Source organism: Prevotella sp. HCN-7019, assembly GCF_037890215.1.
Lineage (GTDB): Bacteria > Bacteroidota > Bacteroidia > Bacteroidales > Bacteroidaceae > Prevotella.
The window spans coordinates 1-13,739 of the sequence record NZ_JBBKBO010000013.1 but is presented as its reverse complement, the minus strand read 5'-3'; the positions used below and the strand labels follow the sequence as shown (position 1 = coordinate 13,739).

At 35.1% G+C, this 13,739-nt stretch carries 11 protein-coding genes; 7 read left to right on the top strand and 4 right to left on the bottom strand.

Annotation, left to right across the window (positions count from 1 at the left end; all coding sequences use genetic code 11):
- Positions 1–205: 205 nt before the first annotated feature.
- Positions 206–1,120 (top strand): glucosaminidase domain-containing protein, encoded by a 915-nt coding sequence (locus tag WKT13_RS12400; RefSeq protein WP_340324110.1) that lies wholly within the window; start codon positions 206–208, stop codon positions 1,118–1,120.
- 467 nt (positions 1,121–1,587) lie between these two features.
- On the opposite strand, the gene WKT13_RS12395 is transcribed toward WKT13_RS12400, so the two are convergent.
- The 3 genes from WKT13_RS12395 to WKT13_RS12385 form a co-directional block, all read right to left on the bottom strand.
- Positions 1,588–3,846, bottom strand: coding sequence for an ATP-dependent helicase (locus WKT13_RS12395; protein WP_340324109.1), 2,259 nt, complete (start codon positions 3,844–3,846; stop codon positions 1,588–1,590).
- Positions 3,847–3,859: 13 nt separating this feature from the next.
- A complete protein-coding gene (mtgA, locus tag WKT13_RS12390; RefSeq protein WP_340324131.1) occupies positions 3,860–4,594 on the bottom strand; it encodes a monofunctional biosynthetic peptidoglycan transglycosylase in 735 nt (244 codons plus the stop codon).
- A gap of 102 nt (positions 4,595–4,696) precedes the next feature.
- Entirely contained in the window at positions 4,697–5,374 is a 678-nt protein-coding gene (locus WKT13_RS12385; protein ID WP_298620827.1) for an OmpA family protein, read from the bottom strand.
- Positions 5,375–5,512: 138 nt separating this feature from the next.
- On the opposite strand from WKT13_RS12385, the gene proS reads away from it, so the two are divergent.
- Both proS and WKT13_RS12375 read left to right on the top strand, forming a co-directional pair.
- Positions 5,513–6,994: a proline--tRNA ligase gene (gene proS, locus WKT13_RS12380; protein ID WP_340324130.1), complete on the top strand. Its 1,482-nt coding sequence runs from the start codon at positions 5,513–5,515 to the stop codon at positions 6,992–6,994.
- 23 nt (positions 6,995–7,017) lie between these two features.
- Positions 7,018–8,706 (top strand): putative transporter, encoded by a 1,689-nt coding sequence (locus WKT13_RS12375; RefSeq protein WP_340324108.1) that lies wholly within the window; start codon positions 7,018–7,020, stop codon positions 8,704–8,706.
- A 75-nt stretch (positions 8,707–8,781) separates the two neighbouring features.
- Here WKT13_RS12375 and WKT13_RS12370 read toward each other — a convergent pair whose 3' ends face one another.
- Positions 8,782–9,456 (bottom strand): DnaJ domain-containing protein, encoded by a 675-nt coding sequence (locus WKT13_RS12370; protein ID WP_298620823.1) that lies wholly within the window; start codon positions 9,454–9,456, stop codon positions 8,782–8,784.
- Between the two features lie 215 nt (positions 9,457–9,671).
- Between WKT13_RS12370 and nudC the strand changes: the two genes are divergently transcribed.
- The 4 genes from nudC to WKT13_RS12350 are packed head-to-tail and all read left to right on the top strand — an operon-like array spanning position 9,672 to position 13,386.
- Entirely contained in the window at positions 9,672–10,445 is a 774-nt protein-coding gene (gene nudC, locus WKT13_RS12365; protein ID WP_340324106.1) for an NAD(+) diphosphatase, read from the top strand.
- 16 nt (positions 10,446–10,461) lie between these two features.
- On the top strand, positions 10,462–11,445 hold the full coding sequence (locus WKT13_RS12360; RefSeq protein WP_340324105.1) for a Gfo/Idh/MocA family protein: 984 nt from the start codon (positions 10,462–10,464) through the stop codon (positions 11,443–11,445).
- Between the two features lies 1 nt (position 11,446).
- Positions 11,447–12,526 carry a DUF4421 domain-containing protein gene (locus WKT13_RS12355; protein ID WP_340324104.1) on the top strand — a complete coding sequence of 360 codons (1,080 nt, stop codon included), beginning with the start codon at positions 11,447–11,449 and terminating at the stop codon, positions 12,524–12,526.
- Positions 12,527–12,531: 5 nt separating this feature from the next.
- Complete coding sequence (locus tag WKT13_RS12350) at positions 12,532–13,386, top strand: N-acetylmuramoyl-L-alanine amidase-like domain-containing protein (protein WP_340324103.1); 855 nt, start codon at positions 12,532–12,534, stop codon at positions 13,384–13,386.
- The last annotated feature ends 353 nt before the right edge of the window (positions 13,387–13,739 follow it).

Below are 13,739 nucleotides of genomic sequence, written 5' to 3'. Positions count from 1 at the left end.
GCAAATATATTAAATATTTCTTATATATTTACAAGGTGTGCACAACTATATTAATGCATATAATCCCGATTATGATAAATAGGCAATATTATTTAATTATTTTTGTTATAATAATATAAAAAAGAATGCATTTCGATAATTTTAATTTAGCTTTGTATTAATTTGTCTTTATCTTTGAATATATAATTTATTTAGAACAGCACAAATGAAAAGAATACTTCTATTCATCATAATAATTACAATGCCGTTTATTTCGGTATTGTCACAAACACGTTGGAATTCCGTTTATCAAACATATATAGATCTCTATAAAGATCTTGCCATTGAAGAAATGAAACGGTATAAAATTCCTGCGAGCATAACTTTAGCACAAGGTCTTCTGGAAAGTTCTGCAGGACGTAGTGAATTAGCGCGTAAAGGTAATAATCATTTCGGTATAAAATGTCATGGATGGACCGGTCGTAAAACATATCATGACGATGATGAAAGAAATGAATGCTTCAGGGCATATGAAAATGTTTTTCAAAGTTTCGAAGATCACAGCAAATTTTTAGCCAAGCAAAGTCGTTATTCAAGATTATTTAGACTATCAATAAAAGATTATAAAGGTTGGGCTCGAGGTTTAAAAGCCTGTGGATATGCAACAAACCCCAGATATGCTGACAAATTGATAGAAATTATTGAATTATACAAATTGTATAAGTATGATTACGAAGATCATTATGATAAATTCATATCGAAACATAGTTCAATAAACAATACATCATTAGAAAAATTACATCCAATATATAAATATAATAAAAATTATTATATCATAGCTCGTGCTGGCGATACATTTAAATCAATAGGTAAAGAGATAAATATTTCATATAAAAAGATTGCAAAATACAACGAGCGCGACCGCAATGATAAACTTATTCCTGGTGAAGTAATATTTTTAAAAGAGAAACAAAAGAAAGCAGACAAGGCTTTCAAAAACCGATTCCATATTGTTAAAGCTGGAGAAAGTATGTATTCTATTTCTCAGTATTATGGCATAAGATTAAAATATCTATATAAGAAAAATAATCTTGATGCAGATTATCAGATAAAAGTCGGTGATAAATTACTTGTTTACTGATAGTTAAAAGTGTGCAACAGCTTTCTGTCTGTTGCACACTTTCTTTATTGGACATACAGTTGCAATATAATAATATTTCACATCAAGGGCAACTATTTACAGGATCATAGGGAACATTCATATATGTTATTCATTAACAATAAGTACTGTTTTAGCGTACGATCATGCCTATTTCGTGTCCTAAAACACTCAATACTACACCCCAATATGGACGTAATCAGACCATAAAACAGGCTTAATTATAACATCATCCGTATTGTTCCAAATTTCTACTACACCTACTTCTCACGTCGTAATAACCTTCGAGAATCATGTCAAACCATCTTCTCTTGCATTCCACAGAACATTCGAGAAATCTGTCAGAGAAGATGGTTGTCTGCTGCTTAGCATCATATTTTCTGTAGAAAATATGAAAAATTTTCCAACACCCAATCCCCCTATTCTACTGTCAAAATCCTATCTGATAGCTAAGACTTTATAACTTTATATTTGGCAAATTTCAATAATAATTGCTTAGTTCCTACATTATTAAAATTTACCGTAGCTTTTTTATTATCTCCTTTACCCTCTAACATTACAATAGTTCCAATGCCGAAACGTTGGTGTTCAATGATATCTCCAATCTTTATGCCATAAGCAGAATCGCTTTCTTCATATGTGTCGTTGGATTCTTTTTTTATATCATGCAGCTTTTTTATAACTACTTTTGCGGGAATTCGCTTATTTATGATTGTCATCTTTGATGTTGATGAATGGTTATCATTGATAGCAAAACCCGTATTAAACTTAAGATTGATATCCTCATTGTTGTTAATATAGGCCGGATCTATCTCAGACAGGAATCTACTTGGACGGGTGAATTCCATGACACCATATTTATATCTGCTTTTCGAATATGTAAGACAACAATAATTTTGTGCTCTGGTTATTGCAACATATAAAAGCCTGCGCTCTTCTTCTATTTCTTTAGATGAGGATACATGAACATTCGGAATTATATTTTCTTCGAGACCGACAATAAAAACGAACGGGAACTCAAGACCTTTCGCAGCATGAATTGTCATCAACGATACCGTATTGTCGATATTGTCATCATCTATGTTAGATAGCAGCGATACCTCTTGCAAAAAATCGGAGATATACACATCAGGCATTCCCTCCTCCTTCTTATTTTCCACAAAATCTTGTAATGCATTTACAAATTCCTCAATGTTCTGCAGCCTTGAGACGTTTTCAGGAGAGTCATTAGAATAAAATTCATTTTTCAGACCACTCTGTTCCAGTATCTCTTTTCCCAATTGATGAGCATCGAGTTCTTTACTCTTAATCTTATATTCTTCAATAAAGCCGTGAAATGCAGCAAGTTTATTTTTTGTATTTCGTCTTACATCTAACTCGTAACGATCAGGATCGGATAAGACACTCCATATACTAACATGGTTCTGTCTTGCAGAATCTGTGATTTTTCTCATTGTAGATTCTCCAATACCTCTTACCGGATAATTTATTACTCTCCTTATCGCCTCCTCATCATCAGAATTTACAATCAATCGAAGATATGCAATAATGTCTTTTATTTCTTTTCTTTGATAGAAATTAAGTCCACCGAATATTTTGTAAGGAATCGCCTGCCTGATTAATTCTTCCTCGATAACCCTACTCTGCGTATTGGTACGGTACAGCACACAGAAATCTTTATAATCAGATTTTTCCTTTATAATAAGCCGTTTAATCTCTTTACAAACAATACAAGCTTCTTCACGGTCGGAGTGAGCCACCTTTAATATTACCTTTCCACCTTCGTCATTATTGCTATATACATCTTTGTGAATCTGATTCTCATTATGTTTGATAAGACTATTGGCCGCAGCAACAATATTTTTTGTACTTCTATAATTCCGTTCCAGTTTGAATATCTTAAAATTGTTTTTTTGTGGGAAACTAAGCATGTATTCCAGATTTGCACCACGGAAACTGTAAATGCTTTGTGCATCATCTCCTACCATACAGATACAGACATTCTTCCTATATAATAATTCTATTATTTTTTGCTGTGCATAATTGGTATCTTGGTACTCATCAACAAGAATATACTTGAACAGATCAGCATAATTATTCAGCACATCAAGCTTTTTACTGAATAGCTCATATGTCTTGATTAATAAATCATCAAAGTCCATCACGTTGGCAATATGGCATCTTTGGACATATTCATTGTATATCTTACCAATTACGTTTGTCCTGTCGTTCAACAAAAATTCATCTACTGTAATCAGATGGTTTTTTGCATAACTTATAGTATTTAGAATTTGCCCCGAACTGTATTTTTTATCATCGACACCAAATTCTTTCATAATATTCTTGACAAGAACTTTTGAGTCATTCTCATCATATATTGTGAAATTAGGTCTATAATTTATTTCGTTTACATTAGATCTCAGGATTCTATAGAAGATGGAATGAAATGTTCCCATATTGATTCGCCTGGCAGCATCCTCTTTTAGTAGGATGCCGATACGTTCTTTCATCTCATTCGCAGCCTTGTTTGTAAAAGTAAGTGCAAGTATATTCCATGGCTTTACACCCATGCTGAGGAGATAGGCAATCTTATATGTAAGGACTCTTGTCTTACCGGATCCGGCACCGGCAATAACAAGTTGTGAACCATCGCAATATTTAACCGCAGACAATTGGTCTTGATCCAAATCTTTTAGAAACTCTAGCATACAGAATGTGTGATTATTTGTTTCGATATATTCCTCCACTAACAGTATTATGATTTATGTCTTCTCCCTCTTTTGGAAATGTCGGTATGAATTTCATTTCATGTTCTATCTTCCTTTGTCTTTTTCTTAAATAAGAGTCAGGCTCTTTACTATTATATTTTATTGGATTAGGAAGAGTTGCTGCAATTAGCGCACACTCGGATCTTGACAAATCACATGCATTTTTATCGAAATGAGATTTTGCCACTGCATACGCACCATATATCCCATCTCCCATTTCTATAGAATTAAGATATACCTCCATAATACGTTGTTTACTCCACAATAGTTCAATAAGAGCAGTGAAATATACCTCAAGTCCCTTTCTCACCCAAGTACGTCCCGGCCATAAAAAAACATTTTTTGCCGTTTGCTGTGAGATAGTACTTGCACCCCTCATGCGTTTTTGATTTTTTTTATTATACTTGGCTGCTTTTTCTATTGCGTTGAAATCAAAACCATGATGTAAGAGAAATTTTTGATCTTCACTTGCCATTACAGCTACAGGTAAATGTTGTGAAATGTCTTCTAATGGTATCCATTTATGATGAAGTGTTACATGTTCGTTGTTAAAATACTGTTGACAACATCTTATCACCATAAGTGGTGTAGTATAAATAGGGATAAATCTATAGGCAATAACAACAAGTATCGTACTACTGAAAAACAAAGCCAATCCCCATCGTAAAATCTTACCAATTAAATGCATTGTAAAGTACACAATTAAATTCCTCACAATAAAAATATTAAGTCATCACAACATCAAATTGTGATGACTTAATATATAATATTTATAAATAAAACAAAATGTTTACTTCAGCGTTCCAGCATTTGCAGCATCAATCATTGCCTGACTTGCATACATGTATATTTCAACACGTCTGTTCTGCTGTCGGCCTTCTGCTGTTCCATTATCAGCAACAGGCTCAGAACTTCCTTTTCCCGTAATATTCTGGAACTGTGAATTAGAGACACCACAACTTTTCAGATAATCAGCAACACTTTTGGCTCTACTATTACTCAATGGAATATTGATTCCATCATTTCCCGTAGAATCAGTGTGACCATATATATCTATATGGCAATCTGCGTTATTCTTCAATACTGTTGAGAATTTTGCAAGTTCATTCTTAGAGGTTGAGTTAAGATCAGATTTGTTCGTTGCAAATAATATACCGGAATCAAAGGTTACCTTTACAGCCTTCAAACCGTTTGCATCTGTAACTTCTTCCACCTTAGCATTTTCGACCTGTGCAGCAGCCTCTTCTGCAACTTTATCCATATGTCTTCCAATTAATGCACCAGCTCCGGCACCTACAGCTCCACCAATAGCTGCGCCAACCGCAGTATTTCCTGCTATTTTACCAATTATTGCACCTAATGCAGCGCCACCACCAGTTCCGATCAGTGCGCCTGTACCCTGTTTTGTTTGACATCCTATAATGGCCAGAAAACACATTGTAAGTGTCATAATCTTGATTTTTTTCATAATCTTGTTATTTTATCCGTAATTTGTTTTATACATCTGCAAAGATAGCGTTTTTTATTATTATGATGTTATGTTACAACATTTTTTTGTAATTTTGCATTCAAAATAAATTTATGTAAATTATAATCTTAATATTATATAATGGTAGAATTAAAAGAGCTTACCAAAAGGGCTGATAATTACAGTCAATGGTATAATGATTTGATCGTAAAAGCCGATCTGGCAGAACAGGCTGCAGTACGTGGATGTATGGTTATTAAGCCTTATGGATACGCCATTTGGGAAAAGATGCAGCATCAGTTAGACACTATGTTTAAAGAGACCGGTGTTCAGAATGCCTATTTTCCATTGCTGATACCAAAATCTTTCTTAAGTCGTGAAGCTGAACATGTTGAGGGTTTTGCTAAGGAATGTGCTGTAGTTACACATTATCGTTTACGTTCAAAAGAAGATAAAAGTGGAATAGAAGTTGATCCTACAGCAAAACTGGACGAAGAATTAATTATACGCCCGACATCAGAAACAATAATCTGGAACACATATAAAAACTGGATACATTCATGGCGCGATCTACCATTAATGTGTAATCAATGGTGTAACGTCATGAGATGGGAAATGCGCACTAGACCATTTCTTCGTACATCAGAATTCTTATGGCAAGAGGGACATACTGCACATGCCACAAAAGAAGAAGCAGAAGCAGAAGCACAGAAAATGCTCCATGTATATGCTAATTTTGCAGAAAATTGGATGTCGATGCCTGTTGTACAAGGTGTGAAAAGTGAAACAGAGCGCTTTGCCGGAGCATTAAATACTTATACTATCGAGGCAATGATGCAAGACGGTAAGGCATTACAGAGTGGTACGAGCCATTTCCTTGGACAAAATTTTGCAAAAGCTTTTGATGTAACTTATCTAAACAAGGAAAATAAACCAGAATATGTATGGGCAACATCATGGGGTGTTTCAACAAGACTTATTGGAGCACTTATAATGACTCATTCTGATGACAATGGCCTTGTATTGCCTCCTAAATTGGCACCAATTCAGGTTGTAATAATACCTATTTCAAAAGGCTCTGATGGCTTGGCAAAAATCTCAGAAAAGATAGAACCAATAATTAAACAATTGCGTGATTTCGGTATTTCCGTAAAATATGATGATACAGAAAACAAACGTCCTGGATACAAGTTTGCAGACTACGAATTAAAAGGAGTACCTGTTCGTCTTGTCCTCGGCGCAAGAGATATTGAAAACGGTACGATTGAAGTTATGCGTCGTGACACGTTGGAGAAAGAGACAAAACCAATAAACGGTATTGCAGAATACGTTAGATCATTATTAGATGAAATACAAGTAAATATGTTTAACAAAGCGAAATCGTTCCGCGATGCACATATTTATGAGTGTGATAATTATGAAGAATTTAAAGAACGAGTTAAAGAGGGAGGATTCTTCTTATGCCATTGGGATGGAACTCCTGAAACAGAGGCAAAAATAAAAGAAGATACGCAGGCAACCATTCGCTGTGAGCCTTTTGGCTATGAATCAACAGATGGTATTGATATGGTATCAGGCAAGCCGACCTCAAAAAGGGTAATAATTGCAAGAAGTTATTAATATATCTGGTTATAAGTTATAGTATGAATTGGTTTATTGATTTATTTACAACAACAGACTCTGTTGCTCACATAACATTGCTTTATGCACTTGTTATTGCAGTTGGAGTCTTACTTGGAAAGATCAAGTTCGGCGGAATATCTCTTGGAGTTACTTTCGTGCTGTTCGCAGGTATTGTCGCCGGACATGTTGGATTTACAGCCCCGACCAATATTCTGAATTTTATTCAGGACTTTGGATTGATTTTATTTGTATTCTGCATAGGATTACAAGTAGGTCCGGGATTCTTTGAGAGTTTCAAAAAAGGTGGTATAACATTAAACATGATGTCCGTAACTATAGTTATGTTGAATGTACTTGTCATGTTTGCATGTTATTTTATATTTTTTGATACAAACAATGTCAACAATCTGCCAATGATGGTGGGTACTTTATACGGTGCGGTGACAAACACTCCTGGACTTGGAGCAGCCAATGAAGCACTTGTTTCTGTATTCAAGGGAAGTGTACCTCAGATTGCATCAGGATACGCATGTGCTTATCCACTTGGAGTATTAGGTATTATCGGTGCAACAATCGCAATCAGGTATCTGACCAGAACAAAACTCGCTGATGAAGAAAAGATGCTCGAGGAAGAGGAAGCAGAGAATCCGCATGCAAAACCTCATCAGATGCACTTAAAGGTAAACAACTCATATCTAGCAGGCCGAACACTCAGAGAAATATCTGAGTTTTTAAACAGAGATCTGGTTTGTTCACGTCTACAACATAATGGAAACATATTTATACCTAATAGCAAAACTGTTTTTGAATTAGGTGACGAAGTACTCATCGTATGCGCAGAAGCTGATGCTGAAGCTATAAAGGCATTTATTGGACCAGAAATAGATACCCCGTGGTCAGAAGAGGATCAGAATCAACCACTAGTATCTCGTCGAATAATCATCACTCGTCCATCTATGAATGGAAAAACACTTGGTAAGATGCATTTCTCAAGTGTTTATGGTGTTACAGTTACACGAGTATCAAGACAGGGTATGGATGTATTTGCTAGCAGAAATTATCACTTTCAAGTGGGAGATAAAATTCTCGTTGTTGGCCCGATGGACAATGTTAACCGTGTAGCTGATATGATGGGAAATTCTGTTAAAAGACTTGACTCTCCAAACATTGCAACAATATTTATTGGTATTTTGGTTGGAATTCTGTTTGGAAGCATCCTATTGGCTATACCAGGAATGCCTGTTCCATTGAAATTAGGTTTGGCTGGAGGCCCATTGATTATTGCCATTCTCATTGGAAGATTTGGATACAAGTTCAAGCTTGTTACATATACAACAACATCAGCCAATATGATGTTAAGAGAGATTGGTCTGGTATTATTCCTAGCTAGTGTTGGTATAAAAGCAGGTGCTGGCTTCTGGGAAACTGTTATTCAGGGTGATGGTCTGAAGTATGTATATACAGGATTCTTAATTACAATTATTCCTATTTTATTAGTTGGAGTTATAGCACGCGTATATTTCAAACTGAATTATTTCACAATAATGGGAATGATAGCAGGAACATACACCGACCCACCAGCATTAGCTTATGCAAACTCAAGTTGCTCACGTGAGGCGCCTGCTGTCGGCTATTCAACAGTTTATCCTCTTGCTATGTTCTTAAGAATATTTACGGCACAACTTATTGTGTTATTCTGTTGTGGGTGAAAATATCCAATTAATAATAAAAGGGGATTGCAATATGCAATCCCCTTTTATTATCTTACTCAAAAAAACAAATTCTTATATTTGACCGTCACGCATCTGTCTGATCAACCCTTTCTGATATTCACTAAGTCCCTGAGGTAACACGACATTATATGTAATAATAAGGTCACCGAAAGTACCATCTCCCCTACTATATCCTTTTCCTCTTAAACGAACTTTTGTATTATTCTGAGTTTCTGGTTTCACCTTCAATTTAACTTTACTTCCATCACCAAGATGTATTATTACCTCACCTCCTAAGAGTGCAGTATACAAATCAATATTCACCGTTGCATTCATCTCGCCATTATGTTGCGTACCTTTTGATGTCCTTCTAGTACGCGTACCATGCCCAAATAGATCCTGGAAAAAGTCAGAGAATCCTTGACCATTACCAAAAGAGCCAAAGTTAAAATCACCAAATGGTGAATTTCCGCCATCATCCCAATAGGAACCATTTCCTCCTGCTCTGTTAAATACATCCGCCTCTTTCCATTTTTCACCATACTGATCATATTTTTTCCTTTTTTCAGGGTCTCCTATCACATCATAAGCTTCATTCAAAGCCTGAAATTTTGCTTTTGCTTTAGGATCATTAGGATGAAGATCGGGATGAAATTGTTTTGCTCTTTTCCGATAAGCCTCTCTGACATCATTTTGGGCAATGTTCTTATCAACACCTAATATTTTATAATAATCTATGAATGCCATATGATTCCTCCTTTTTGTTAATTTTCTATTTTAATAAGAATAGCAAATTATATGCCTATTTATATTTATCTTATATGATTATAACAAATAAATTTACATATCATAACCCCACAATCATATTGACATTTGTTTTCGAAAAATTTGCTTTGTCCCCTAAATTATGGTATATTTGCAATATATTGTTTCTTTTTCTAAGATATAAATAACAACATAATATGTCTTATTGGTTTGTATTTTACAACGGAAATATTTTGCTTGAGAAACAAAGCAATGGTTCATATACAATTCCATGTCAGGAACAACCTCCTACGGAAATAAATGATAAAACAAATATTATCAATGTGCCAACATATATAGATGGCATAAATGTCAAAACATATGCAAAATGTGATATTTCCTTACATGATAATAAAAATCTTGAATGGTGTGGTCTTCGTCTGTCATATTATAAAATACCATACTATCTTTACTTGAAAGCTGGTAAATGTGAAGAACTTATCTATTGGGATAATAACACACAATTTTGCAGTACATGCGGAGCACACATGAAGAAACAAACGGAGATATCCAAAGTATGTACAAACTGCGGAAAAGAAGTATGGCCACAGTTGTCTATTGCAATAATTGTACTTGTTAGTCGCGGAGACGAGCTACTACTTGTACACGCACACAATTTCAAGTATGATTTCTATGGTCTTGTGGCAGGTTTTGTTGAAACTGGTGAAACTCTAGAAGAAGCTGTAATAAGAGAAGTAAAAGAGGAGACTGGACTTAAAATAAAAAATATAAGATATCACGCGTCACAACCATGGCCTTATCCCTCTGGGCTAATGGTCGGATTTTATGCAGAATATGAAAGCGGTGAAGTGACATTGCAATACTCAGAACTGAAAAGTGGAGGATGGTTTAATAAGAATAATCTGCCCCGTATCCCTGAAAAATTAAGTATAGCAAGGCAATTAATAGATAATTGGTTAAAACAACACTAAATACCAAATTGTTAAAATGAAAGATGTAAACTGGGGATTCATAGGTTGCGGTGAAGTAACTGAAAAAAAATCAGGACCTGCTTTTAATGAGGTACCAGGTTCACGTGTAGTTGCTGTAATGAGTCGCAGCATGATTAAAGCGCGTTCATATGCAGAAAGACACGATATCCCCAAATGGTATACAGATCCCCTATCACTCATCGAGGATCCTGACATAAATGCCATATATATAGCAACCCCCCCTTCAAGTCATGCTACATTTGCCATTATGGCAATGAGAGCAAGCAAACCTGTATATATAGAAAAACCTCTAGCTGCAAGTTATGAGGACTGCGCACGTATTAACCGCGTAAGCCAGCAAACAGGCGTACCCTGTTTCGTCGCATACTACCGACGTTACCTGCCTTATTTTCAAAAGGTAAAAAAAATAATCAATGATGGTACCATTGGTAGTATATCCAATGTACAAATTAGATTCTCTGTTCCTCCACGCGATCTGGATTTCCAAGGAAACCAGAATCTTCCATGGCGCCTACAACCAGACATCTCCGGCGGAGGATATTTCTACGATCTTGCTCCTCATCAACTCGATATCCTTCAAGATATTTTCGGTATCATAACTCATGCTCATGGGTATTGTGCCAACCGCGCCAATCTATACAACGCAGAAGACAACATAAGCGCATGCTTTTTATTTGAAAACGGCGTACCTGGAAGCGGTTCATGGTGTTTCGTAGGACATCAGAGTGCAAAAGAAGACAAAGTGGAAGTTATTGGAGACAAAGGGATGCTATCATTCTCTATATATAATTATGACCCAATATATCTTGTTACAAGTGAAGGAGCAACAAATATCGTAGTGCCAAATCCTCCCTACGTACAACTTCCTATAATAAAAGCTGTAATTGAAGACCTCCAAGGCATCGGCGTATGTAATTGCACAAGTGTGAGCGCAACTCCTGTCAATTGGGTTTTAGACCGAATATTAGGCAAATTATAGCATGAAAGCGGGATTTATATTGTTAGCTATTATAATTCTATCAACAGACTGCCGGGCAGCAAATGACAGTATTCCAGAAAAACGAACCTTCTGGGGTAAAGTCGTTGATAACCTATATGGTTTTGTCAAAAATTTCAGCAGAGTCGATACGAATTATATTGAGCCACAACATTATAACTACACTCTAATGCTACAGAACACCAACACTTATGAAATATACCGCATATCAACCCCAAAGGGTAATGTATTCACATTTGCCCCACAACCATCAATAAAACTTGGACCTTACGCTGGCTGGAGATGGATTTTCCTTGGCTACACAATTGATCTTACACACTTAAGCGGTGGAAATGCAAAAAAAGAATTTGATCTTAGCCTGTACAGCTCACAGATAGGTATAGATTTATTTTATCGAAAAACTGGAAACGATTACAAAATGCGCTACGTTTATTTGGGAGATAATGTAGATACATCCCCAATGAAAAACATTAGTTACGATGGTCTGACTGCAAGCATAAAAGGTTTTAATATATACTACATATTCAATCATAATCGTTTTTCTTATCCGGCAGCATTCAGTCAAAGTACAGTACAACGACGCAGTTGCGGCTCCCCTATGGTAGGAATAGGTTATACAAAACATACTCTCAGTGTTGACTGGCAAAAATTGAATTCTGTCATCTCCGATATTCTTGGAAGCGATATTGCTGATAAATATGCAGACAAGAATGTCATTTCCGGAAAAATAAAATATACAGACGTATCTTTATCCGGAGGATATGGTTACAACTGGGTGTTTGCCAGAAACTGGCTGTTTGCATCATCACTATCTCTGGCATTAGGATACAAACACACAACAAGCGATGTAGATCATGAAAATTTCTCATTCAGAGATTTTTCTATAAAAAATATGAATATAGATGGCGTCGGACGCTTTGGTATTGTATGGAACAACACAAAATGGTATTTTGGTGCAAGCACCATATTACATTCATATAATTATAGCAAAAAACAGTTTTCTACCAATAATTTTTTTGGAAGTCTGAATATATACATCGGCTTCAACTTTGATAAGAAATGAAATATATGAAACATATTCTGTCATTAATAATTATATTATGTTGGCATATACACGCATATCCAAAATCTAACATCTTATATACTCCAAAGGACAGCATAACAGTAATCGAACTTTTAAGTTCATGTATAAAAGAGAATCAAACACAAAACAAATGTCTGATGTTTTTTGCGAAAAAACTCAAGTCGCATCCATATGTCGGTAAAACGCTGGAGAACGGAAGTCATGAACGATTGGTCATAAACCTTAGACAACTTGACTGTACTACATACATTGAAAATGTGCTAGCACTATATATGTGTATTAAGAGTAAAAAAATATCTTTCAGAGATTTCTGTAATTATCTAAAATATATCAGATATGAGGATAACAAAGTGACATATGCTACCCGACTACATTATTTTTCATATTGGATTGAACAAAATGAACGCAAAGGAATTGTCAAAGAAATTATATCCTCCAACCCATCTATTTTGAAAAGATCTTTATATGAAATATATTATATGAGCCATAATCCGGAAAAATATCCAGCCCTGACAGAAGATAGTTCTCTTGTCAGAAATATAGCTGATATGGAGAGAAAGTTTGATGGGAAATCATATATATATATTCCTAAAGAGAAGTTAAAATATCCAGAACTACTAAAATCCACCATAAAAGATGGAGACATAATTGCTATTGTGACTAACAAAAAAGGGCTGGATATTTCCCACATAGGATTTGCTGTATGGCATAGAGGAAACATACATCTGCTTAATGCATCATCCATACATAAGAAAGTGATAGAAGAACCGATGACCCTCTATCAGTATATGATGCGACACCCTTCTCAAATAGGAATAAGAATAGTACGAGTTGTATAAATAAATCAGAGAATAATTCTGTACAGTCTCTCTTAATTGTATAATTAAACATTATTTCTTTGTACGAACTTACAATACGAATTCTATAAGCACATTAAAATTCCACTATCCAGACAGTATTTTCTTACACCTTAACAAAGCCTTTTTTAGGTCATAATACAGTCCGTTTCAATTTGCAATAACCATCATTTGATAATACAGAAAAGCCTTTTTGAAACAACAATAATGACTAAAAAACAAAAAAAACTATAATACCTCTGAATTTACAAATTCAACAAAATATATAATCTACCAGAAAACCTTCTCTTAACAAGTTGTCAAAAACAATAATACATACTTCCATTTTTCCTAAA